This is a genomic window from Streptomyces sp. MH60 (assembly GCF_002939385.1).
In the GTDB taxonomy this organism is placed as follows: Bacteria; Actinomycetota; Actinomycetes; order Streptomycetales; family Streptomycetaceae; genus Streptomyces.
The window spans coordinates 1-22,945 of the sequence record NZ_MULI01000082.1; the positions used below are offsets into that span (position 1 = coordinate 1).

A 22,945-nucleotide genomic window follows, 5' to 3' on the forward strand; every position below is an offset into this window, starting at 1 on the left:
CCGGGCCCTGGGACGCGCGGGTCTCGGCGAGGGCACGCGCGAACTCCCCGGCGCCGCCCGCGACCCGCCGTGCCGCGGGCGCGGACTCGGGGGGCAGGTCCTCGATCGCCGGGCAGGAGGCGTACAGCACCGGCAGCCCGGACGCGAGCCCCTCCACGGCGGCCAGGCCGAAGGCCTCCTCCGGCGACGGCGAGGCGAGGACGTCCATCGCGGCGGCCAGCGCGGGCAGGTCGGGGCCGGGGGAGCCGTCGGGGAGGTAGGGGCGTTCGCCGGTGAGCAGGACGCGGTCGGCGACCCCCGCCTCGTGGGCGGTGCGGCGCAGCAGGTGCTCCTCGGGGCCGCCGCCGACCAGCAGCAGCCAGCAGTCCGCCGGGAGCAGGGCGAGGGCCCGGACCAGGACGTCGAAGCGTTTGGCCGCCGTCAGCCGGCCGACGCCGCCCACGACGTACGCGCCCTCGGGCAGGCCGAGGCGGCGCCGGGTGCGCAGCCGCCGGACCGGGTCGAAGCGGAAGCGGGCCAGGTCGATGCCGTTGGGGACGACCTCGATGCGGGGCGCGGGCACGCCCCAGCGCCGCAGCCGGTCGGCGACGGTGGGGGAGACGGCGACCGTGGCGCTGCCCAGGCGCTCCCCGGCCAGGTACAGCGCGCGGACGCCCGGGGTGAGCGGGCGGCCCTCCATCTGGGAGTCGCCGAGGGAGTGTTCGGTGGCGACCACCGCGCGCACCCCGGCCAGGCGGGCGGCGAGGCGGCCGTAGAGGCAGGCGCGGTAGAGGTGGGTGTGCACGAGGTCGTAGCCGCCGGTGCGGATCAGACGGGCCAGCCGGGGCAGCGCGGCCAGATCGCGGTTGCCGGTCATGCCGAGGTGGACGACGTGCACGCCGTCGGACAGCAGACCGTCGGCGACCGGGCCGGGGTTGGTGAGCGTCACGACGTCGCAGTCGACGGGGAGGTGCCGCAGGAGCAGCCGCAGCTGCTGCTCGGCGCCGCCGACGCCGAGACCGGTGATGATGTGCAGGGCCTTCACGTCGGTCACCTCACACTCCCGCCGGGGCCCGGCGGCGCAGGCGGTGCAGCCGGGTCTTCAGCAACAGCCGTACGGGTGTGTCCCGCTGGCCCACGTGCACGCGCGGCAGGGCGTACGGGCCGGTCAGCGGGCCGGGGTCGATGGCACAGGCGTAGGTGTAACCGGCGGCGCGCACGGCGTCGGCGGCGCGGGCGTCGACCGTGCCGTACGGGTAGCAGAAGCCGATGACCGGAGCGCCGGCCAACTCCGAGAGCAGCGCCCGGCTGCCGGCGGTCTCGGCGGTCAGCGTGGTGCCGTCCACCGCGGTCAGGTCGACGTGGGTGAGACCGTGCGAGCCGATCTCGACGCCCTCGGCGGCGGCGCGGCGGATGCCGTCGGCGGTCAGCAGCGGCTTGCGCGGGCCCAGCGGGTCCCAGGCGTTGTCGCCGCCGAGCCGTCCCGGCAGTACGAAGAGGGTCGCCCCGCAGCCCCAGCGACGCAGACACGGCAGCGCGTGCTCGACGAAGTCGGCGTATCCGTCGTCGAAGGTCAGCCCCACCAGGTCCCGGCCGCCGCCCCGGGCGCGGGCGGCCAGCAGCTCGGCGACCGGAACGCCGCGCAGCCCGCGCCGCCGCAGCCAGCCCAGCTGCGCGTCCAGCCGGTCGGGCGTGACCGTGATGCGGTACGGGTCGTCCGAGCAGTCGCCGACGGAGTGGTACATGGCGACCCAGGGGACGGTGCCGGGGCGGGCGTCAGCGGTCGTGGTCGCGGAAGGGGAACCGGAAGCGGAAACGGCCATGAGGGAGCCTTCGTGTGACGGGGTGGGGGAAACGGAGGGCGCTCAGGCCCCGGACGCCCAGGGCCAGGCAGAGGGCGACGAAGACACCGCCGACGGTGGCGGCGCCGACGGCCAGCGAGAGGGCGGTCCGCGAAACGGCGGCACCGGCGTCGGTGACCAGGTCCGCGGCCAGTGCGCCCGAGCCGGTCGCCACGGCCGCCGCCAGCAGCGGCCGGCCCAGGTCGCCCAGGACCCGCCGGACCCGCACCGGCACGCTGCGCGGACCCATCCCGGCGAGCAGCAGGGCGGCGGTGACGGTGATGCCGGCGGCGTTGGCGGCGGCGATGCCGGTCACGCCCCACGGGCCGACCGCGCGGGCGCCCGCGACGGCGGTGGCCACGACGCCGACGGCCATCGCGCCGAACGGGTACCAGGAGGCGCGGCCCGCCGAGAAGTAGGAGCGGGCCAGCGCGCCCACCACCGTCTGGCCGAGCAGCCCGAGCGCGTACACCCGCATGACGCCCGCGGTCGCCGCCGTGTCGGCCGGCGTGAACGCGCCGCGCTGGAAAAGGAGCTGGATGATCTGCGGCGCGCAGGCGACGACGGTGGCCGCGCCGAGCAGCACCAGGCAGGCCGCCAGCGCCACGTCCCGCTCGACCCGGTCGCGGGCCCGCTCCGTGTCGCCGTCGGCCAGCGCGCGGGCCACCACCGGGAAGGTGACCGTGCACAGCATCAGCGACAGCGTCATCGGGATCTGCGCGACCTTCTGCGCGTAGTTCAGGTGCGAGATGGCCCCGGAGGGCAGCCCGGAGGCCAGAAAGCGCTCGATGAGCACCTGGGACTGGCGACACAGGGCGAACAGCAGGACGGTGCCGAACAGGGCGAGGGCGAGGGGACGGGCGCTGTCCGTGGCGCCCGGCGGGCGTGCGCTGTCCGTGGCGCCCGGCGGGCGGGTGCGGTGCGTGGCGTGCGGAGGGTGCTCTGCGTCCGTGGCGTCCGACGGGCGTGGGCTGTCCGTGGTGCCTGACGGGGACGTGCCGTGCGTGGTGCCCGACGGGCCGGTGCGGTGCGTGGTGACCGACAGGGGTGCTCCGCCTGCCGGGCGTTCTCCGTCCGCGCCGCCCGGTGCGCCCTCGCCGCTGCCCCGCCGCCGCAGCTGGCCGAGCAGCGAGGGGAGTTGCGTCGCCACCATCAGGGCCCCGCCCACCGCGACCCCGACCGCCGCCGAGCGCACCCCCCAGCGCCCGCCGAGCACGAACATCGCCGTGATGATGCCGGTGTTGTAGGCGACGTAGATCGCCGCCGGTGCCGGGAACCGGCGGTGCGCCCGCAGCGCGGCGCTGCAGTACCCGGCGAGCCCGAAGCTGACGACGCAGGTGGCGGTGAGCCGCATGCAGTCCACGGCGAGGGCGTGGTCGGCCAGCCCCGGCGCCAGGGCCCGCACCAGCACCGGCGCGGCGGCGGCGACCAGCGCACCGGCCGCCGCGAAGGCCAGGGCCAGCCGGGGCAGCGTCGAGGCGACCAGCGCGCGGACCGGGTCGCCGGGGGCGCCCTGCGCGCGGCGGGCCAGGGCCAGGCTGAACATCGGGACCAGCGCGAAGGCCAGCCCGTCCTCGATCAGCAGCGTCGCCGCGAACTCGGGCACCGTCCACGCCACCAGGAAGGCGTCCGTCTCGCTCCCGGCCCCGAACAGCCGGGCCAGCGCCTGGTCCCGGGCCAGTCCGAGCACCGACCCGGCCACCGAGAGCACGGCCGTGACGAGGGCGGCGCGGGCGAGGAAACGCCCCGAGGAGCCGCCCTCGGCGACGGGTGCGGTCTCCGCGTACGGGGTCTCGGCCCGGGGGACCGCGCCGTGGGACGCGTCCGCTTCGCCCGCCGGGTGCGGCGAGGTCGTCGTCACGGCTCCGGCACCTCCCGCGCGGCCGAACCCAGCGCCCACCAGGCCGCCAGCCCGAAGCACACCGCCGTGAGCACGGTCGAGGGCCCGCCGATGTCGGCGTACGCGAAGTCGGTCAGCTGCCACACCAGCAGCCCGCAGGCGACCAACGCGCAGTCCGGCACCGAGCCGTGTTCCCGCCGTGCGCCGCGCAGCCCGCGCAGGCCCAGCACGAGCAGCGCCAGCCAGCTCCCGGCCAGCGCCAGCAGCCCGATCAGCCCCTGTTCGGCCAGCACCAGCAGGTACATGTTGTGCGGGGACAGCAGCGGCTGCCTGCGGTACCCGGCACCCGCGCCGTCGGTCTCGCTGCCCGAGGACAGCGCCAACGAGGCATGGGCGTCACGGTGTTCGGGGAAGCCCTTCAGCCCCACACCGGTCAACGGCCGCTCCCGCCACATCCCGGCCGCCGCCGCCCACATCGTGTAGCGGTCGGTCACCGACTGGTCGGGGGCGGCGGTGACCCGCGTGATGCTGCCGACCCGCTCCTGGAGTATCGCCGTACCGACCCCGAAGCCGCCCACCAGCACCACCGCCGCCGCGACCACGGCCGCCGCCACCGCCAACGCCCTGCGCACCCCCGCGAGCAGCAGCTGCACCGCGCACGTCACCGCCGTCGCGATCCACGCCCCGCGGCTGAACGACAGGGCGAGCGGCAGCAGCAGGGCGAGCGCGCACCCGGCGGCGAGCAGCCGCTGCCGCACCGGCGTCCGGCCCACCGCCAGCCCCACCGCGCAGACCAGCCCCAGGGAGACCACGGTCGCCATCCCCATCACGTCCTGCGGCCCGAAGGTGCCCACCGCCCGGACCCGCTCGCCCTGGTAGGAGGCGCCGGTCGCGGTCACGTACTGGTGTACCCCGACCGCCCCCTGCCACAGGGCCAGCCCCACCATCGACCGGGCCAGCAGCCGTACGTCGCCCCGGTCGCGCACGAGCAGCAGTACGGCGGCCGGGACCAGGACGAAGACCTGGAGGTAGCGGCCGAGGCCCGCCAGCCCCGCCCCCGGCGACCCGGCGCCCGCGGCGGCGACGGCCAGGCCGAGCACGGGCAGCCCGAGCACCACCGCCGCCGTACGGGACAGGGGGCGCCGCCGGTCCCGCACCAGCCGCAGCGCGCAGTACAGCACCGCCAGCGCGGAGACCGCGTCGGCCGGGTGCGCGCCGCCCCCGTCGCCCGGGGCGAAGGGCAGCGCGAGCAGCGCGACGACGGCGACCACGGCCAGCACGGGCGGCAGCCGCCGTACGCGCGCCGTCGGCGGGAGGGGCAGGGCGTGGGCCACCTGGGTCAGCTCCCCGTGGGGCGCACGAGCGCGGCGGCCGTGCGCAGCAGGATGCAGACGTCCTGCCACAGCGACCAGTCGTCGATGTAGGCGTTGTCGAAGCGGGCCCGGTCCTCGATGGACGTGTCACCGCGCAGCCCGTTGATCTGGGCCAGGCCCGTGATCCCGGACGGCATCCGGTGGCGGGCCGCGTAGCCGGGATGGGTCTGGCTGAACCGGGCCACGAAGTACGGGCGTTCGGGACGCGGGCCGACCAGGCTCATGTCGCCCCGGAAGACGTTCCACAGCTGGAGCAGCTCGTCCAGCGAGGTGCGCCGCAGGAAGCGGCAGAACCACGGCATCCGGTGTTCGTCCGCCACGCTCCACCGGGTCGCCGACTCGTGCTCGTCCGCCGGCCGGTGGGTGCGGAACTTCAGCAGTGTGAACGGCCTGCCGCCCTGACCGACGCGCTCCTGCCGGAACAGCACGCCGGGACCGCTCACCACCCGCAGCACCGTCGCACAGGCCAGCAGCAGCGGGCTCAGCAGCAGCAACAGCGCCCCGGACACCGTCACGTCGAGGACCCGCTTGCCCGCGCCGCCCGGCCGCCGCGCCGCCGGTTCCAGACGCCGGCAGGAGAACCCGGCGATCCGGTCCCCGCCCGGGCGGGCGGGAGCGCCGGTGTACGCGGGGGCCTCGGCGTCCAGCTCCCACACCGCGCAGCCCGACTCGGCCAGCGCCCGCAGCAGCGTCGCCTGCCCGGGCCGTACGGAAGGGGCGTCCGCCCAGGGGGCCACGGCCAGCACGTCCCGTACGCCGTTCTGCACGACCGCCCGCCGCACCTCCTCGTCCGTGGACAGCACGGGCAGGCCCGTGGTGCCGCCCGGGTCGGCGGTGACGATCCCGACGGGGCGCACCCCGCAGCGCGGGTGGCGCAGCAGCGCCGAGGCCACGCGCTGCGCGGTCGCGGCGGGTCCGACGACGAGGGCGGCGCGGGGGTGGTTCAGGAGCGCCGTACGGCGTCTGCGGTGCACGGCACCCCGGCCGGCCCAGCCCGTCACCGCGTGCAGCAGGAAACCGGCGCACAGGGTGCGCGCGGAGAGCGCGTGCGACGGGGCGTACGCCGCGACGAGCGCCGCGAGCGCCAGCCACCCGACGGCGATCCGGCCGCACAGGGCGGGCAGGTCGTCCAGCGCGCCGGGCGTCCGCCGGGCCGGACGGGTACGGGGGCGCAGCAGCAGCGAGGCGGCCACCAGCAGGGCCGCGAGCAGCGGTTGGTGCGGGGTGCCGGTGAGGACCAGCGAGCCCGGCAGGGCCGCCGCGCCGTCCGCGACGAGCAGCGGCAGCGGGGAGTCCGGCCGTGGGGCGGGGCGCCGGGCGGGCAGCCGCGGGCCCGCGGTGCCGTCGGGCCTGTCGCCGATGTCGCCGGCGCGGTCGCCGACGCCGGTGTGTGCCGCTGCCGTGGGCCGTACGCCGCCCAGGAGGTCGCCGTACAGGGCCGCGACCGCCGCGGCCGTGTGCCGTACGTCGTGCGCGGACCGGACGTGCGCCCGCCCCCGGCGGCCGAGCAAGGCGCGCAGCGGCGCGTCGAGCAGCAGCGCGACGGTGGCGTCGGCCAGCGCGGCGGGATCCCCGGGCGGCACCAGGCAGTGCGGTACGAGCGCGGGCGGCAGGCCCTCGCGGGCACCGTCCACGTCGGTCACCACCACGGGCCGCCCGCAGGCCATCGCCTCCAGCGGGGCCAGCGCCATGCCCTCCCAGCGCGACGGCAGTACCACGAGGTCGGCGGTCCGGTACCAGGCGGCGGCGTCCGCGACGGCACCCGTGAACAGCACGGACGCCGGGGCCCGCGCGGCCAGCCGGGCGCGGTCCGGGCCGTCGCCGACGAGCACCAGCCGGGCGCCGGGCACCCGCGCGAGGACCGACTCCCAGGCGCTCAGCAGAACGTCCTGCCCCTTCTGCCGGCACAGCCGCCCCACGCAGACCACCAGCGGGGCGTGCGGGGCGACACCGTGCCGCGGTCGCGGGCCGGCCGGGTCAGGGCGGGCGTACCCGGGCGCGTCGGAGTGGAAGCGGGCGAGGTCGATGCCGTTCGGGATCACCGCCCAGGGCCCGCGCAGCCCGGCCCGCATCCCCCGCAGCCGTTCCGCCTCGCTCACGCACACCGTCCGCGCCGTCCACCGCGCCGACCACCGCTCCCAGCCCAGGGCGAGGCGCGCGGCGGCCCCGCCGACCGCCTCGAACGACCAGGCGTGCGGCTGGAACACGGTCGGCACCCGGCCCCGTACGGCGAGCCGCCCGGCCAGACCGGCCTTGGCGCTGTGCGCGTGCACCAGATCGGGCCGTACGTCCTCGACCACGCGGACCAGCCGCCGCACCTCCGCCGCCAACGCCGGGCCCGGCGAGCGGGTCGCGGGCCAGAGCCGCACGTCGGCGCCCAGGGAACGCAGCCGGTCGGCGAGGTCCCCGCCGGGACAGGCGACCGCGACGCGCAGTCCGGCGGCGAGCTGAGCCCGCGTCAGGTCCGTCACCACCCGGGCGACCCCGCCGTCCACCGGCTGGGTGAGGTGCAGAACCCGTGGCCGTAAGCCGGTCGGTGGCAGGTGCATGCGCGTTTCCTCGCTCACGGAGATGGCTCGGGACGGGCGGGTACGCGCCCGGCCGCGGGCGCCGGCCGCTACGCGGCATACGGGTGCGTCGAATGGTGTGGGACTCTAGCTGCTATCCGTACTAATACGGCGAAACCGGGTAACTGTGTTGGATTTGTGAACGCCGGTCTTTCGCTAGATCACCCCTTTGGCGGCACAACTCGCGCCCGTGCCACGCGTTGACACTGCGCCGGGCAGCCGCCCGGATGTGTGTACAACCCCAAGGAGCACTTCTCCATGTCGCGTATCGCGAAGGGCCTGGCCCTGACCTCCGTCGCCGCCGCCGCGGTGGCGGGCACCGCCGGTGTCGCCGCCGCCGACAGCGGCGCGCAGGCCGCCGCCGCCCACTCCCCGGGCGTCCTGTCCGGCAACGTGGTGCAGGTCCCGGTCCACATCCCGGTCAACGTCTGCGGTAACACCATCGACGTCATCGGCCTGCTGAACCCGGCGTTCGGCAACGAGTGCGAGAACGACTGACGTCGGCTCACCACTTGCCGCACCGGCCGTCCGTACCGCGGTTCCTCCGCGAACGGGCGGCCGGTTCGCGTTGCCGCGCGGACGGCGGTGTGCTGCCCCGAATGGGGGGTCCGGGCGACGACACGGCGCACGGGCCTTGACAGGGCGTCTCACCAGGTAAGACGCGGCCCGCGAGAAGGGCGGGCGGGCGCCCGGGGCCCGTGCCTGCGTTGCAGAGCGCCGAGGGCGATTCCACGGTGGGCACAACAACCGACGCACCACCGAAAGGAACCCCCATGCGTCTGCCCGCACGGCGAATCACCACCTCCGCTCTCTGCGCCGGCCTGCTGATCGGCCTCTCCGGCCCGGCGGTGATGGCGGCCGACGGCGACTCGGTCCGGGAACGCACCCACGCGGCGTCCCACGCCCCCCTCCCCGACGCGGCGGAACTGCAGAACCAGGTCGGCAGCCTGGCCGGTCTGGGCGGAGTGCTCACGCCGGTCACCGACCTGCTCAGCGCCGTCCTCAAGGCCGACGACGGCCGGCTCTCCGCCACGGACGCGGACAAGCTCTCCGCGGCCGTCAAGGACGCCCTCGCCAAGGCGGACGCCGCGGACACGGACGCCGACGACGCGGCGGCCGCGCCCGGCACGAGCACCCCGGCCCAGCCGCCGGCCGCCACCACGCCGGAGGCCGGCACGAACACCCCGGTCACGCTGCCGGCGCCGGTCACGGCCCAGAGCGACGACGGCACCGCGGCGGCCACCGACCTGTCCGCGGCCGCGGAGGCCGAGCTGCAGAAGCAGATCGACGCCCTGGTGAAGGCCAGCACCTCCGGTACCGCCGAACAGGTGGGCCCGGCCGTCAAGGACCTCATGACCGGCATCGTCAACGTCGTCGCCGCCACGATGGTCGGCAACGGGCTGCCCGCCGCGGACCTGGCCGGCCTGCCCGGCGTACCGACCGCGCCGGAGGCCGCCACGCCGGAGGCCGCCGCACCCGCGGACCCCTCCTGACACCGAGCCGTCCCGGGCGTCCCGGGCCGTCGCGCCTCCCTGTCGGAGGCGCGACGGCCCTTTTCCGTGTCCGGAGATCTCATATGTCTTCCGGACGGCGGAGTTTCCGGCTCCGGCGCAGGTCGTTAGGGAGGGCGTCAGCAATACCTCCGGTGACACGGGTCGCCGAAGAAAGGAACACGATGAAGTCCCTCAAGGCCGCCGCCGTCGTCGCCGGGTCCCTGGTCGCCGCCGGTTCCGCCGTGCCCGCGTTCGCCTACGACGCCTCCGACGCCGCCGCGCTCACGCCCACCAGCCTCAACGGCGCCGTGAACGCGCTGACCGCGGAGCCCATCGACGTCATGCCGATCAAGCACCAGTCGGAAGCCCGGTCCGACGCGCTGGACACCGAGAACAAGGACTCCGTGCTGCACACCGTGAAGGGCGCGACCACGAAGCTGAACTCCGCGAGCGGCCTGCTGGGCGGCCTCCCGCTGGGCGGCTGAGCCACCCCGCCCCCGCCGCACCCCCGCCTTCCGGAGCCGTGTCTCCCGCCTTCCCGGAGCCGTACCTCCCGCCTTCTCGAAAGGGACCGTGCCTGTCATGAAGCCGACCACCAGACGAACCCTGGCCGCCGTGGTCACCGGTGTGGCCGCCGCCGTGGGCGTTGCCGCGACCCCCGCCGCCGCGGCCCGCGCGGTTCCCGTGCCGGTGCCGCTGGGCGGCGCGGAGACGGCCCTCGGCATGGAACTGCCCGAGGTGGCCGGCGAGCTGCCCGTGCCGACGGCGGGCGCGCCGGAGGGCCCCCAGTACGTCGAGGGCCGGCTGCTGCCGGAGCGGACGCTGCCGCAGCTGCCGGTGCGCGGCGGGCTGCCCGGCGTCGACCTGCGCCAGCCGCTGCCGCACGTCCTCGGCGACGACTTCGACCACGCCGGTGTCGACGCCCCCGCCGCCGAACTGCGCACCCTGGCGCCGGGACTGTCCCTGGACGCCCCGCTCACCGCGCCGAACCCCGAGACCCTCGGCCTGCCGGCGCCCAAGCTCCCGGAGGCCGGTGTGCTCGCCCCGGTGGTCCAGACGGTGCCGGTGGCCAACCTGGGCGTCGGACCGGGTCTGTAGCCTCCCGGCGACCTCGCTCGGCCGAGCGGCCGTGCTCCGACTGGCCCTGCGCGCGGGTGACCGCGGGGCCCGTCGTTCGGTTAGCGGTGCGGACCAACGGAACCGGACGAGGAGTGAGCCATGGTCGGCAACGCGGGCACGACAGTGAACGGCGCGTCGGGGAGTGGCGCGGAGCGTGAGCGGGAGCAGGCGGCGGAGGATTCGGCGAGAGGCGGGCCGGTCGCGGGCACCCGGCGGCAGGTGATGCGGGGGCTGCTCGCCCCGGCCCTCGCCGTCGGCCTGGCGCCTCTGATCGCCGCCTCGCGCCCCTCCCGGGCCGCCGAGGCCGCCACCACCGGACCGAGGCGCGCCCACCCCGGGCCGCACGCCGCTGAGTCCGCCGGGGGCGCTCAGCCCGCCGAGGGCGCCGACGGCGCCGAGAGTACCGAGGGTGCCGCCTTCGACGAGACCTACCGCGGTCGGCGCATCCGGGGCATCCGCTCCGCCGCGGGCCGGGCCGTGGGCGCCGGTACCTGGCAGGTCACCGTGGACGGCCGTCCGCTGCACCTGATGCGCCGGGCCGACGGCACCTGGCTGAGCATGGTCGACCACTACCGGTCCTACCCCACGCCGCTCGAAGCGGCCCGCGGCGCCGTCGACGAACTCGGCCCCGGCGAGCACCTGCGCGACACCCCGTCCGCGGGCCACGACCAGCACTCCGGGGAGCGGCATGGCGTACACGCGTAAGGACGTCAGCACGCTGACCCGCAGCGAGAAGCGGCGGTTCGTCAACGCGCTGCTGGAGGTCAAACGACGCGGCGAGTACGACCAGTTCGTGCGCACCCACATCGAGTACTACGTCTCCGACGGCGAGGACGGACTGCGCACGGCGCACATGGCGCCGTCCTTCCTGCCCTGGCACCGCCGGTTCCTGCTGGACCTGGAGGAGGCGCTGCGCCGGGTGGACGAGTCGGTCACCGTGCCGTACTGGGACTGGACGAAGAACCGCGGCGCCAAGTCGACGCCCTGGACCGCCGACCTCCTGGGCGGCACCGGACGGCGTTCCGACCACCGGGTCACCACCGGTCCCTTCGCCCACGCCGAGGGCAACTGGACCCTCAAGGTGAACGTCACCGACACGGAGTACCTCACCCGGGACCTCGGGCGCGCGGGCGATCCCCTCGACCTGCCCTCGAAGAGCGACCTGGAGTGGGCGCTGGACGACCCGAAGTACGACACCTCGCCCTACGACTCCACGGTCCGCAAGGGCTTCCGCAACAAACTGGAGGGGTGGGGGGCCGGCCGGGGCAGCGTCTCCTGGCGCAACCACAACCGCGTGCACCGCTGGGTCGGCGGCGCCATGGTCGGCGGCGCCTCCGTCAACGACCCGGTGTTCTGGCTGCACCACGCCTTCGTCGACCTCCAGTGGTCGCGCTGGCAGGCCCGCCACCGCGGCGCCCGCTACCTGCCCGCCGAGCCGCCCGGCCGGGGCAGCGCGCAGCGCGGGCGGATCGTCGCACGGCACGAGAGGCTGCCGCCGTGGGACGTGACGCCGGACGAGCTGGAGGACGTCGGCCGGATCTACCGGTACGCCTGAGCGGGTCGTCCCCGGACACCGACAAGCGAGGAGCCCCGGCCGGGAAGGCCGGGGCTCCTCGGTGCCTGGGGACTCAGCTGCCGTAGCCGCCGCTCTTGTCCTCGTCGTCGCCGTTTTCGCAGGCGTTGCCGAAGGCCGGGTTCAGCAGGCCGATCACGTCGATGGTGTTGCCGCAGACGTTGACCGGCACGTGCACGGGGATCTGGACGACGTTGCCGGACAGGACACCGGGCGAGCCGACGGCCGCGCCCGCCGCGCCCGCGTCCGCCATGGCCATGCCGGTGCCGCTGAGCACCACGGCGCCGGCGCCGAGAGCGATGCCGGTGGCCTTCGCGATGCGAGACATCACGTTCTCCTTCTGACTCGGGGAGCACGGCGGCAGGACGCGCCGCCGCACTGTCGGTTCAACGCACCCGGTCGCAGCGGGTCACGGGGGGAATGTGCGGATCACCCTTTTTGAGCGCGTGGGGTGCGGATGACGGCAGCCCGCGGAAAATCGCTCCCGTGCGCGTCGGTGTGTCCACTAGCCTCCCGGCATGCCGAATGACCGATCCGACTCGTCCGTCGCGGATTCCGAGTCGCCCCAGTCCTCCCAGTCGCCTCAGCGGTCCCAGCGGCCCCATCAGTCAGCGGAGGCTTCGCCGCTGCCGGCCGCGCTCGCCGCGCTGCCCGCCCTCTTCGCCGAGGAGAGCCGGGTGCGGGCCTTCGCGGCCGTGGCGCTGGGCGCGGGCGACGCCGTACGGGTGGCACGGGCGGCCGGCCTCTCCGCGCGGGAGACGTCCGCCGCGCTGCGCCGACTGCGGGCGCTGGGCGTGGTGGCGTCCGGGGAGGACGGCGAACTCGTCGTCGTCCACGACCGCTTCCGGGAGCTGGCCCTCGCCGGCCGCCCGGCGTCGCAGGCGCCCGGCGACCCCGCCGCGGCGGGCGACGACGGCCCGGTCGGCATGATCGTGCGGACCTTCGTCAGGAACGGCCGGCTGGTCCGTCTCCCCGCACGCTGGACGCGCAAGAAGGTGGTGCTGCGGCACATCGCCGAGCAGACCTTCGCGCCCGGCGTGGAGTACCCGGAACGCACCGTCGACGAGAAGCTGCGCGCCTGGTGCGAGGACGGCGAGGTCGACCATGTGACGCTCCGGCGCCACCTGGTGGACTTCGGTCACCTGCGCCGGAGCGACGGCATCTACGCGCGCCCGGCGGACGCCGCCCGGACGGGCACCGCCTGAGCGGCCTTACGCCCGGCCCGGGGCCGGAGGCGGGGACACGGGCAGCCGCCGTACGGGTGAGCCCGCGAGGTAGGCCGCGATCGCCTCGACGGCCTGGCCGTAGTACGTGGCGTAGTTGGCGCGCGAGACATAGCCCAGGTGGGGTGTGGCGAGCAGGCGCGGGGCGGTGCGCATCGGGTGACCGGCGGGCAGCGGCTCGGTGTCGAAGACGTCCACGCCCGCGCCGGCGATGCGGCCCGCGTGCAGCGCGGCGAGCAGCGCCTCCTGGTCGACGATCGCCGCGCGCGAGGTGTTGACCAGGTAGGCGGTGGGCTTGAGCAGGGCCAGTTCGGCGGGGCCGAGCAGGCCGCGGGTGCGCTCGCCCAGCGCCAGGTGGACGGAGACGAAGTCGGCGGCGCTCAGGAGCTCTTCTTTGGAGGGGGCCAGTTCGACGCCGACCTCCTCGGTGCGCTCCCGGGTGAGGTGCTGGCTCCAGGCGCTCACCCGCATGCCGAAGGCCAGGCCGACCTGGGCCACCCGCCCGCCGATCCTGCCCAGGCCCAGCAGTCCGAGCCGGCGGCCGTGCAGGTCGGCGCCCACCGTCTGCTGCCAGGGGCCGCCCTCGCGCAGCCCGTTGCCCTCCTGGACGATGCCGCGGGCCAGGCCCAGCAGCAGGGCCCAGGTCAGCTCGACGGGCGGGGTGGAGGAGGAGGCCGTACCGCAGACGGTGACGCCGTGCGCGTCGGCGGCGGCGTAGTCGATCACGCTGTTGCGCATGCCGGAGGCGACGATCAGTTTCAGCCGGGGCAGCCGGGCGAGCAACGAGCCGGGGAACGGCACGCGTTCGCGCAGGGTGACCACGATGTCGGCGTCCGCGAGCGCCGCGGCGAGGGAGTCCTCGTCCGGGAAGTGGGTGTCGTAGGACACGACGTCCACGGAGTCGGCGACCGGCGACCAGTCGGCCGCCTCGGTCGCCACCCGCTGGTAGTCGTCGAGCACGGCGCAGCGCAGTCGCACGGTGGTGGTCCCTCTCGCCGGACGGGAAATGGAGCCGGCACCGGCGGACGTGCCCTCCAGGAAGGAGGGAGTCCGGCGCCCCCGGCAGGACTCGAACCTGCGGCCAAGCGCTTAGAAGGCGCCTGCTCTATCCACTGAGCTACGGGGGCCTGGTGTGGTGGCCTCGGTCGTGGTGCCCGGGTGTGGGCCGGTCCGTGACCTCGCCGGGGACAAGGATAGGGCTCCTGACTCCCTGCCCTGGCTGCTTCCCCTCCGTGGCTCGATGTGGAGGTTCGGTGAAGCGATCCCGATAATCGCAGGCAGTTACGAATCGTGCATCGCTTTTGGCGTCTCGCGCATCGGGTGTTGTCCACTCGTTATGCCTGGACTGTCCTCGCGTCCCAGTAGTCCCTTCCGCCCGGAGTGTCCGGTGGGGGCGCAGACATGCTCATCATGCTCATATGCTTCAGAATTCCCTCAAAATTGGGCATTCTTCACATGTGGTGACCTTGGACGTACGGCCTCAGCTGCTCGACGCACTCTCCGCCCTGCGCGACCGTGTCGCGGCCGCACGCTTCCCGCTGCCCCTGCCGGGGGCCCCACGCGCGCGTGCCAACCGCGACGAACTGCTCGCCCAGCTCGACGACTACCTGGTGCCCCGCCTGAAGGAGCCGGAAGCGCCCCTGCTGGCCGTGGTGGGCGGATCCACCGGCGCCGGGAAGTCGACCCTGGTGAACTCCCTGGTGGGACGCCGGGTCAGCGAGGCGGGTGTGCTGCGGCCCACGACCCGCACGCCGGTCCTGGTGTGCCACCCGGAGGACCACCACTGGTTCAGCGGCATGCGGGTGCTGCCCGACCTCACGCGCGTGTGGGTGCCCCACCGGGACCCGGACGACGACCTGCTGCTGCCCGGCGAGAACCCCGCGCGCGTGCTGCGGGTCGAGACCGCCGACACCCTGCCGCCCGGCATCGCCCTCCTGGACGCGCCCGACGTCGACTCCCTCGTCGCCGACAACCGCGTCCTGGCGGCCGAACTGATCTGCGCCGCCGACATCTGGGTGATGGTCACCACGGCCGCGCGGTACGCCGACGCGGTGCCCTGGCACCTGCTGCGCACCGCCAAGGAGTACGACGCCACGCTGGTCACCGTGCTCGACCGGGTGCCCCACCAGGTGGTGTCCGAGGTGTCCCGGCAGTACGGGGCCCTGCTCACCAAGGCCGGGCTCGGCGACGTCCCCCGCTTCACGGTCCCCGAGCTGCCCGAGTCGGCCTGGGGCGGCGGACTGCTGCCGGCCAGCGCCGTGGCACCGCTGCGGTCCTGGCTCGTCCACCGGGCGCAGGAACTCGACGCCCGGCACCACGCCATGGCCCGTACGGCACACGGCATCCTGGACTCGCTCAAGTCCCGGATGCCCGAGCTGGCCGGGGCCACCGCCGCACAGTACGCCGCCGCGCTGCGGCTCACCGCCGCCGTCGAGGGCGCCTACGACGGTGAGCACGCGCGCGTACGGGGGCGGTTGCAGGCGGGCGCCGTGCTCGCCGGGGACGCGCTGAAGCGCTGGCGGGCCTTCCCCCTCGACTGCTCCCCGGAAGAGCTCCTCGACTCGCTGGTCGAGAGCCTGAGCACCCTGCTGCTGTGCGCCGTCACGGCCGCCGACGAACGCGTCGACGAGGTCTGGCGGCACGAACCGGCGGCGGACGCCCCCGAACTCGCGGACCGCGCCCCCGCGCCGGAGAGCGCCGAGCACCGCATCGGGATGGCCGTACGGCGCTGGCGGCGCGAACTGGAGGAGTACGCCGAGGAGGAGGTGCGCGAGCTGGACCGGAACCTGGCACCGGACCCCGGGGTGGTGGCCGGCCTGGTCGCCACCGTGCTGCTGGGCGGGCGGCGCGCGCGCGTCGCCGGGGAGCGGCTCGCCGAGCGGATCGGTGCCCACGGCGCGCTGCGGCTGCGCGACCGGGGCGGGCGGCTGCTCGAGGAACACGTCGACCGGGTCATGCACGTCGAGCGGGAGCGCAGGCTGGCGCCGCTCGACGGTCTTGAGGTGCACCCCGAGCCACAGGCGGAACTCATCGCCGCGCTGTCCGTACTGCAGAAGGAGAGGTGACCGGTGACCGCCGTCACTGACCAGGACCCCACCGAGCACACCGAGCACACCGACCCTGCGACGAAGGAGACGGAACGCGCGGACCGGGCCGCCGACACGGCGGGCTCCCGGGGCGACCGGGGCGATCGGGCTGCCCCGGGTGACCGGGCTGCCCGGGCCGCTGCCCGGAGCGATCGGGCTGCGCGGGAGCAGCGAGACCGCCGGGACCGGGACGACGATCGAGACCACACGGGCGGCCGGAGCCAGCGGGGTGACCGGGACGAGCGAGACCGCCGGGACGGGCGGGACGGCCGGGACGAGCGAGACCGCCGGGACTGGCGGGACGGGCGGGACGGCCGGGACGGGCAGGACCGCCGGGACGGGCAGGACCGCCGGGACGGGCAGGACGGCCGGGGTCGGAAGGGCGACTCTGCCGAGCAGGCAGCCAGCCGTGAGCGTGCCGTCCGTGAGCGCGTGCCGCGCGGGGACGCGGCGGGGGAGGCGGGCGAGGCCGAGGACGCGGGCCGCGGAGGGCGTCCGCGGGAACGCGCGAGCGAGCGCTCGGGCGGCCCTCACGCGCGCGTGCGCGACGAGGCCCCCGGGGCGCAACCCCGCGCGGAACGCAGGGACGGCTCGACCGGCGGCTCGACCGGCGGCTCGGACGGTGCGGAAGGTTCGGGCGGTGCGGGAGGTCCCGGTGGTGCGGCAGGTCCCGATGGTGCGGGAGGTTCGGGCGGTTCCGGGGACGGCGAGGCCGCCTGGGGCGACGGACTGATCGCACGGCGGGTGGACGAGAACGGCGGGGCCGAGCAGTTCGCCGTCCTGCCGCGCAGGCCCGCCGCGACCTCGGCCGCCCTGATGCCGCTCGCCTACGACGGGAACCTCAGGTCGCGCCTGGACGCGCTGCGCGAACTGGTGGGACTCTCCCGGACCCGGCTCGACAGCGGGACCCTGGCCGAGGCGGGCCGGGTGCTGGACGAGGCCGCCGCGCGGCGCAGGCTCTCCGGACAGCACACCGTCGTCGCCATCGCCGGTGCGACCGGCAGCGGCAAGTCGCAGCTGTTCAACACCCTCGCCGGGGTGACGATCTCCGAGACCGGCGTCCGCCGGCCGACCACCGCCTCGCCCATCGCGTGCAGTTGGAGCGACGGCGCCGCCAGCCTCCTCGACCGGCTGGGCATCCCGGGCCGGTTGCGCCGCCGTCCGCTCCAGCACCCGGACTCCGAGTCGCCGTTGCGCGGGCTGGTCCTGATCGACCTGCCCGACCACGACTCGGCGGCCGTGCAGCACCGCGAGCAGGTGGACCGCATCCTGGCCCTGGTCGACGCCGTCATCTGGGTCGTCGACCCGGAGAAGTACGCCGACGCCCTGATCCACGAGCGCTATCTGCGGCCGATGGCGGGCCACGCCGAGGTCACCTTCGTCGTCCTCAACCAGGTCGACCGGCTGCCCGGGGAGGCCGCCGAGCAGGTCCTCGACGACCTGCGGCGCCTGCTCGACGAGGACGGCATCGCGCTGGGCGAGCACGGCGAACCGGGGGCGACCGTGCTGGCCCTGTCCGCGCTCACCGGCGAGGGCGTCGGCGAACTGCGTGAGACGCTCGGCCAGTTCGTCGCCGAGCGGCAGGCCCCGGCCCGCCGGATCGCGGCCGATGTGGACGCCGCCGCCCGGCAGCTGCGTCCCGTGTACGTCACGGGGCGGCGCACCGGGCTCAGCGAGGAGGCGCGGGACGAGTTCGCGGACCGGCTGGCCGACGCGGTGGGCGCCACCGCGGCGGGCGAGGCGGCCGAACGCGCCTGGCTGCGCAACGCCAACCGCGCGTGCGGGACTCCCTGGCTGCGGCTGTGGCGCTGGTACCACGACCGGCGCGACCCCGTCACGGGACGGCTGTCCGCCCGCGCCCAGGCGGACGAGGAGGTCACGGCCCGTCAGCGCGTCGAACAGGCGGTGCGTACGGTCTCGGACCGGGCGTCGGCCGGGCTGCCGGTGCCGTGGGCCCTCGCGATGCGCGAGGCGGCCGTCCGGGGCGCCCAGGGGCTGCCCGAGGCCCTCGACGAGCTGGCGGTGCGCGCGGGGCTGCCCCCGGGACGCCCGCCCCGGCCCGGATGGTGGCCGGTGGCCGTCCTCGCCCAGGCGACCATGACCCTGCTCCAGGTGGTGGGCGGCCTGTGGCTGCTGGGTCAGATCATCGGCGTCGTGCCGCCGAACCTGGGGGTGCCCGTGCTGCTGATGCTGGCCGGCATCGTCGGCGGCCCCCTCATCGAGTGGAGCTGCCGCCTGGCGGCCCGCGGACCCGCCAGACGCTACGGCCACGAGGCGGAGCGCCTGTTGCGGGAGGCGGCCGCGGGGTGCGGCCGGGCCAGGGTGCTGGACCCGCTGGCGGCGGAACTGCTGCGGTACCGCGAGGTGCGGGAACAGTACGCGCGGGTCGCGGGGGCGGGGACGGGGGTGGGGGTCGCGACGAGGTAGCAGCACCCGGCCACCGCTGCCACCCGTGCGGGTGGCGGAGTTCTCCACAGGCGCCGGGCCGGTCCACAACCCTCGGCGGACCGGCCCGGCCGCGGGCAATCTGGCCTCCACGGCGATCGCGACGGACGCGGTCGCCCCGGCCGCCGTACGGGACACGCCCGTACGGGAGGGAGGACTCGCGATGAACGAGACGATGATCTGCGCGGTGGGGAACGTGGCCACCCAGCCGGTCTTCCGGGAACTGGCGAACGGACCGTCGCTGCGCTTCCGGCTCGCGGTCACCGCGCGCTACTGGGACCGCGAGAAGAGCGCCTGGACGGACGGACACACCAACTTCTTCACGGTGTGGGCCAACCGGCAGCTCGCCGCCAACGCCTCGGCGTCACTGGCGGTGGGCGACCCCGTCGTCGTGCAGGGCAGGCTGAAGGTGCGCACCGATGTGCGCGAGGGGCAGAGCCGGACCTCGGCCGACGTCGACGCGGTGGCGATCGGCCACGATCTGGCCCGCGGCACCGCGGCGTTCCGGCGCACCGGCAGGGCGGAGGCTTCGACCTCCCCGCCCCAGCCGGAACCCAACTGGGAGGTCGCGACCGGCGGATCGGCCGGGGAACCGACGGGGGAGCCGACGGGGCAGCCGACCGGTTCAGTCCCCGAGCAGCGACCGGAGCCCGTCCCGGTGGGATGACACCGAGTGGATGACCGAGGCCGGCCGGCCCTGCCGAAACCGCCCGAAGTACGGCTTGTCTCCGCATGCGTCCGACGCGGGTGTGGGTGGATTTGTCGATAAGCCCTGCTCAAAGAGGCTCTCGGCGATAACGATTCCGATTCGGATCACCGCGTGGGCGACGATCACCGGCAAGCCCGGTCCGTCACGTCCTTAGGATGCCGAACGAGCCTTGTGTGGCTGCTGATTCTGCTGGTGGGACCGTTCCCCCCACGTCAACGGGTCCTGCTCGAAGGGGAATTTGGTGTTTTCTTCGCTCGCTGCGTCGTCTCTGCCCGGTCGAGGGGCGGCGCGTCTCGCCGCCGGGGCACTGGCATCCGTGCTCGCCGTCGCCGGTGTGGTGACCGGTGCGGCACCGGCCGCCGCCCAGGACGGCGCGCGGGGCGGCGTAAGAGGGCAGGGCGGGGCGACCGCCACGATAGGCGGGCTGAAGACGCACGGCACCGCGGTCATCCACGGGGAGGACGGCGACCAGCAGGTGTCGGCCGGTCTGTTCGAGATGTCCGTCGAGGGCGGCGGCATGCTGCAGACCTACTGCGTCGACATCCAGAACCCGACGCAGAAGGACGCGAAGTACCAGGAGACGCCCTGGAGCGGGACGTCGCTGGGCACCAACAAGGACGCCGGCCGCGTCCGCTGGATCCTGGGGAACTCCTACCCGCAGGTCAACGACCTGGCGGCGCTCGCTAAGAAGGCGGGCGTCCGGGGCGGGCTCACCGAGGAGGACGCGGCGGCCGGTACCCAGGTCGCCATCTGGCGGTACTCGGACGACACGGACGTCGAGGCCGTCGACCCGCAGGCCGAGCGGCTCGCCGACTACCTGGAGAAGAACGCCCGCGACCTGGCCGAGCCCGAGGCGTCCCTCGCCCTCGACCCGCCGGCCGTCTCGGGCCGCCCCGGTGAGCGGCTCGGCCCGGTGACCGTCCACACCGACGCGGGCGGCGCGACGGTGACGCCCCCGGTGGACGCGACCGCCAAGGACGCCGTGCGGATCGTCGACAAAAAGGGCGAGCCCGTCACCGAGGTCACCGACGGCACCCAGCTCTTCTTCGACGTGCCCGAGGACGCGGAGGCCGGCACCGCCCGGCTGTCCGTCCAGGCGTCGACGACGGTGCCGGTCGGCCGCGCCTTCGCCTCCGAGAGCCGCAGCCAGACCCAGATCCTGGCCGGTTCCAGCGAGTCGACGGTCGCCGCGACGGCGACCGCCACCTGGGCCGCCGAGGGCGCGATACCCGCCCTGTCCGCCGAGAAGAACTGCGCCGAGGGCACCCTCGACATCACCGCGCTCAACAAGGGCGACGAGCCCTTCACCTTCGAACTGCTGGACACCGAGCACACCGTCGCGCCGGGCGAGACCCGGACGGTGCCGGTCCCGCTGCCGGAGGACCGCGCCTACGACTTCACGATCCGCGGCCCGGCCGGCTTCGAGCAGCGCTTCAGCGGCGTCCTCGACTGCCGGACCCAGAGCGCCACCCTGTCCGACTCCACCCACACCCTCGGCGAACCGGCCCCCGCCACGGTCGTCGCCCCCTCCCCCAACCCCAACCCCAACCTCGCCGAAACCGGCAGCTCCGACGCGACCCCGCTGATCGGCGGCGCGGCCATCGGCCTCGTGGTCATCGGCGGCGCGGTCCTCCTCTTCGTCCGCCGAAGGAACGAGCAGTGACGACGAGCACGGCGAAGTCGGCGTCGGTGAGCCCCTCGGCCGGGTCGACGCGGTGGAGCAGGTACGGGCCGGGGTGAGCGGCCGCCACCCACTGGCGGTCCACGGCGTTGATCTCGTCGTCGACCCAGACGAAGGGACGGCCCTCGGCCCACTCGACCAGAGGGCGGGTCTTCCAGTGCAGTCCGCGCGGGCTCCCCTCCACGCATGCGTCCGGCGCTCCGGTGCGCTGGTCACTGCGGCACGCTAGCGCGGTGTGCGAAACCCCCAGGTCAGAGAGGTCGAGCCAAACGGGTTTCCGCCCAGGGGTGGCGGTGCGGCAAGATGGGGTGTATCTGCCCACTGCCTGATCAAGCTGCCGGACGGTTTCTCTTGGCTGAGTACATTTACACCATGCGCAAGGCGCGCAAGGCGCACGGCGACAAGGTGATCCTTGATGACGTCACGCTGAGCTTCCTGCCCGGCGCGAAGATCGGTGTGGTCGGACCGAACGGCGCCGGTAAGTCGACCGTTCTGAAGATCATGGCGGGGCTCGAGCAGCCCTCGAACGGGGACGCCTTCCTGTCCCCGGGTTACACCGTCGGCATCCTGCTCCAGGAGCCCCCGCTGAACGAGGCGAAGACCGTCCTGGAGAACGTCCAGGAGGGTGTCGCCGAGGTCAAGGGCAAGCTCGACCGGTTCAACGAGATCGCCGAGCAGATGGCGACCGACTACTCGGACGCGCTGCTTGAGGAGATGGGCAAGCTCCAGGAGGAGCTGGACCACGCCAACGCCTGGGACCTCGACGCCCAGCTGGAGCAGGCCATGGACGCGCTGGGCTGCCCGCCCGGCGACTGGCCCGTCGTGAACCTGTCCGGTGGTGAGAAGCGGCGTGTCGCGCTGTGCAAGCTGCTGCTGGAGGCCCCCGACCTGCTGCTGCTCGACGAGCCCACCAACCACCTCGACGCCGAGTCGGTGAACTGGCTGGAGCAGCACCTCGCCAAGTACGAGGGCACCGTCGTGGCCGTCACCCACGACCGGTACTTCCTGGACAACGTCGCCGGCTGGATCTGCGAGGTCGACCGCGGCCGCCTGCACGGCTACGAGGGCAACTACTCCAAGTACCTGGAGACCAAGGCCACCCGCCTCAAGGTCGAGGGCCAGAAGGACGCCAAGCGGCAGAAGCGCCTCAAGGACGAGCTGGAGTGGGTGCGCTCCAACGCCAAGGGCCGCCAGGCCAAGTCCAAGGCCCGCCTCGCGCGGTACGAGGAGATGGCCGCCGAGGCCGACAAGATGCGGAAGCTGGACTTCGAGGAGATCCAGATCCCGCCGGGCCCGCGGCTCGGCAACGTCGTCGTCGAGGTGAACAACCTCAGTAAGGCCTTCGGGGAGAAGGTGCTGATCGACGACCTGTCCTTCACGCTGCCCCGGAACGGGATCGTCGGGGTCATCGGGCCCAACGGCGCGGGCAAGACCACGCTGTTCAAGATGATCCAGGGCCTTGAGGAGCCGGACTCCGGCGACATCAAGGTCGGCGACACCGTCAAGATCTCCTACGTCGACCAGAGCCGCGAGCACATCGACCCCAAGAAGACGCTGTGGGCCGTCGTCTCCGACGAGCTGGACTACATCAACGTCGGCCAGGTCGAGATGCCGTCGCGCGCCTATGTGTCCGCCTTCGGGTTCAAGGGGCCGGACCAGCAGAAGGCGGCCGGGGTCCTCTCCGGCGGTGAGCGCAACCGGCTGAACCTCGCGCTCACCCTCAAGCAGGGCGGCAACCTGCTGCTCCTCGACGAGCCGACCAACGACCTCGACGTCGAGACCCTCAGCAGCCTGGAGAACGCGCTGCTCGAGTTCCCCGGGTGCGCCGTGGTCGTCTCCCACGACCGGTGGTTCCTGGACCGCGTCGCCACCCACATCCTCGCCTACGAGGGCGAGTCCAAGTGGTTCTGGTTCGAGGGCAACTTCGATTCGTACGAGAAGAACAAGGTCGAGCGGCTCGGCGCCGACGCCGCCCGTCCGCACCGCGCCACCTACAAGAAGCTGACCCGGGGCTGA

The 22,945-nt window shown here is 74.7% G+C and carries 19 protein-coding genes, 1 tRNA gene and 2 pseudogenes; 12 read left to right on the plus strand and 10 right to left on the minus strand.

Annotated elements, in window-relative coordinates:
* The 6 genes and pseudogenes from BZZ08_RS32310 to BZZ08_RS39090 all read right to left on the minus strand — a co-directional run.
* A partial coding sequence (locus tag BZZ08_RS32310) for a glycosyltransferase (protein WP_104635768.1) occupies positions 1-1,024 on the minus strand: 1,024 nt, incomplete at its 3' end.
* Positions 1,025-1,034: 10 nt separating this feature from the next.
* A complete protein-coding gene (locus BZZ08_RS32315; protein WP_104635769.1) occupies positions 1,035-1,724 on the minus strand; it encodes a polysaccharide deacetylase family protein in 690 nt (229 codons plus the stop codon).
* Positions 1,725-1,755: 31 nt separating this feature from the next.
* Positions 1,756-3,681 (minus strand): murein biosynthesis integral membrane protein MurJ, encoded by a 1,926-nt coding sequence (locus BZZ08_RS32320; protein WP_198601820.1) that lies wholly within the window; start codon positions 3,679-3,681, stop codon positions 1,756-1,758.
* Positions 3,678-4,994, minus strand: a complete 1,317-nt coding sequence (locus BZZ08_RS32325; RefSeq protein WP_104635752.1) for an O-antigen ligase family protein — start codon at positions 4,992-4,994, stop codon at positions 3,678-3,680. Before BZZ08_RS32325 ends, BZZ08_RS32320 begins: the two co-directional genes overlap by 4 nt.
* Before the next feature lie 5 nt (positions 4,995-4,999).
* The gene (locus BZZ08_RS39085; RefSeq protein WP_241965624.1) at positions 5,000-6,394 is read right to left on the minus strand and encodes an exopolysaccharide biosynthesis polyprenyl glycosylphosphotransferase; all 1,395 of its coding nucleotides are present in this window, start codon (positions 6,392-6,394) and stop codon (positions 5,000-5,002) included.
* Positions 6,395-6,487: 93 nt separating this feature from the next.
* Positions 6,488-7,582, minus strand: a pseudogene (locus tag BZZ08_RS39090) (glycosyltransferase); the annotation flags it as partial.
* Positions 7,583-7,858: 276 nt separating this feature from the next.
* Here BZZ08_RS39090 and chpG point away from each other — a divergent pair.
* The 6 genes from chpG (at position 7,859) to BZZ08_RS32360 (ending at position 11,767) form a co-directional block, all read left to right on the plus strand.
* Entirely contained in the window at positions 7,859-8,098 is a 240-nt protein-coding gene (gene chpG / locus BZZ08_RS32335; RefSeq protein ID WP_007449696.1) for a chaplin ChpG, read from the plus strand.
* A gap of 275 nt (positions 8,099-8,373) precedes the next feature.
* Complete coding sequence (locus BZZ08_RS32340) at positions 8,374-9,093, plus strand: hypothetical protein (RefSeq protein ID WP_104635754.1); 720 nt, start codon at positions 8,374-8,376, stop codon at positions 9,091-9,093.
* Between the two features lie 182 nt (positions 9,094-9,275).
* Complete coding sequence (locus BZZ08_RS32345; RefSeq protein ID WP_052838084.1) at positions 9,276-9,578, plus strand: hypothetical protein; 303 nt, start codon at positions 9,276-9,278, stop codon at positions 9,576-9,578.
* Positions 9,579-9,675: 97 nt separating this feature from the next.
* Entirely contained in the window at positions 9,676-10,191 is a 516-nt protein-coding gene (locus BZZ08_RS32350; protein ID WP_104635755.1) for a hypothetical protein, read from the plus strand.
* Positions 10,192-10,311: 120 nt separating this feature from the next.
* The gene (locus BZZ08_RS32355) at positions 10,312-10,917 is read left to right on the plus strand and encodes a tyrosinase family oxidase copper chaperone (RefSeq protein WP_104635756.1); all 606 of its coding nucleotides are present in this window, start codon (positions 10,312-10,314) and stop codon (positions 10,915-10,917) included.
* A complete protein-coding gene (locus BZZ08_RS32360; protein ID WP_104635757.1) occupies positions 10,901-11,767 on the plus strand; it encodes a tyrosinase family protein in 867 nt (288 codons plus the stop codon). Before BZZ08_RS32355 ends, BZZ08_RS32360 begins: the two co-directional genes overlap by 17 nt.
* Before the next feature lie 73 nt (positions 11,768-11,840).
* Here the strand turns inward: BZZ08_RS32360 and chpF are convergent, their stop codons facing one another.
* Positions 11,841-12,113, minus strand: a complete 273-nt coding sequence (gene chpF / locus BZZ08_RS32365; RefSeq protein ID WP_104635758.1) for a chaplin ChpF — start codon at positions 12,111-12,113, stop codon at positions 11,841-11,843.
* 298 nt (positions 12,114-12,411) lie between these two features.
* Between chpF and BZZ08_RS32370 the strand changes: the two genes are divergently transcribed.
* The gene (locus BZZ08_RS32370; RefSeq protein WP_104635771.1) at positions 12,412-12,990 is read left to right on the plus strand and encodes a DUF2087 domain-containing protein; all 579 of its coding nucleotides are present in this window, start codon (positions 12,412-12,414) and stop codon (positions 12,988-12,990) included.
* 6 nt (positions 12,991-12,996) lie between these two features.
* On the opposite strand, the gene BZZ08_RS32375 is transcribed toward BZZ08_RS32370, so the two are convergent.
* Together BZZ08_RS32375 and BZZ08_RS32380 are read right to left on the minus strand one after the other, a co-directional pair.
* Positions 12,997-13,986, minus strand: coding sequence for a D-2-hydroxyacid dehydrogenase family protein (locus BZZ08_RS32375; protein ID WP_104635759.1), 990 nt, complete (start codon positions 13,984-13,986; stop codon positions 12,997-12,999).
* A gap of 76 nt (positions 13,987-14,062) precedes the next feature.
* A tRNA-Arg gene (locus BZZ08_RS32380) sits at positions 14,063-14,135 on the minus strand.
* Positions 14,136-14,465: 330 nt separating this feature from the next.
* Between BZZ08_RS32380 and BZZ08_RS32385 the strand changes: the two genes are divergently transcribed.
* The 4 genes from BZZ08_RS32385 (at position 14,466) to BZZ08_RS32400 (ending at position 20,911) form a co-directional block, all read left to right on the plus strand.
* Positions 14,466-16,073, plus strand: a complete 1,608-nt coding sequence (locus BZZ08_RS32385; RefSeq protein ID WP_104635760.1) for a dynamin family protein — start codon at positions 14,466-14,468, stop codon at positions 16,071-16,073.
* A gap of 3 nt (positions 16,074-16,076) precedes the next feature.
* A complete protein-coding gene (locus tag BZZ08_RS32390) occupies positions 16,077-18,521 on the plus strand; it encodes a YfjP family GTPase (RefSeq protein ID WP_104635761.1) in 2,445 nt (814 codons plus the stop codon).
* A 181-nt stretch (positions 18,522-18,702) separates the two neighbouring features.
* Positions 18,703-19,206, plus strand: coding sequence for a single-stranded DNA-binding protein (locus BZZ08_RS32395; protein ID WP_104635772.1), 504 nt, complete (start codon positions 18,703-18,705; stop codon positions 19,204-19,206).
* 283 nt (positions 19,207-19,489) lie between these two features.
* Positions 19,490-20,911, plus strand: coding sequence for a Cys-Gln thioester bond-forming surface protein (locus BZZ08_RS32400; protein ID WP_104635762.1), 1,422 nt, complete (start codon positions 19,490-19,492; stop codon positions 20,909-20,911).
* Here BZZ08_RS32400 and BZZ08_RS32405 read toward each other — a convergent pair.
* Positions 20,862-21,110 (minus strand): annotated as a pseudogene (locus tag BZZ08_RS32405) (hypothetical protein); the annotation flags it as partial. The gene BZZ08_RS32400 and the pseudogene BZZ08_RS32405 sit on opposite strands and share 50 nt — an antisense overlap.
* A 170-nt stretch (positions 21,111-21,280) precedes the next feature.
* On the opposite strand from BZZ08_RS32405, the gene ettA reads away from it, so the two are divergent.
* Positions 21,281-22,945 carry an energy-dependent translational throttle protein EttA gene (ettA, locus tag BZZ08_RS32410; protein ID WP_104635764.1) on the plus strand — a complete coding sequence of 555 codons (1,665 nt, stop codon included), beginning with the start codon at positions 21,281-21,283 and terminating at the stop codon, positions 22,943-22,945.

Coding starts and splice junctions, on each gene's coding strand:
- BZZ08_RS32315 (WP_104635769.1), bottom strand. CDS start 1,724: ATGTACCACTCCGTCGGCGACTGCTCGGACGACCCGTACCGCATCACG.
- chpG (WP_007449696.1), top strand. CDS start 7,859: ATGTCGCGTATCGCGAAGGGCCTGGCCCTGACCTCCGTCGCCGCCGCC.
- BZZ08_RS32340 (WP_104635754.1), top strand. CDS start 8,374: ATGCGTCTGCCCGCACGGCGAATCACCACCTCCGCTCTCTGCGCCGGC.
- BZZ08_RS32345 (WP_052838084.1), top strand. CDS start 9,276: ATGAAGTCCCTCAAGGCCGCCGCCGTCGTCGCCGGGTCCCTGGTCGCC.
- BZZ08_RS32350 (WP_104635755.1), top strand. CDS start 9,676: ATGAAGCCGACCACCAGACGAACCCTGGCCGCCGTGGTCACCGGTGTG.
- BZZ08_RS32355 (WP_104635756.1), top strand. CDS start 10,312: ATGGTCGGCAACGCGGGCACGACAGTGAACGGCGCGTCGGGGAGTGGC.
- BZZ08_RS32360 (WP_104635757.1), top strand. CDS start 10,901: ATGGCGTACACGCGTAAGGACGTCAGCACGCTGACCCGCAGCGAGAAG.
- chpF (WP_104635758.1), bottom strand. CDS start 12,113: ATGTCTCGCATCGCGAAGGCCACCGGCATCGCTCTCGGCGCCGGCGCC.
- BZZ08_RS32395 (WP_104635772.1), top strand. CDS start 18,703: ATGAACGAGACGATGATCTGCGCGGTGGGGAACGTGGCCACCCAGCCG.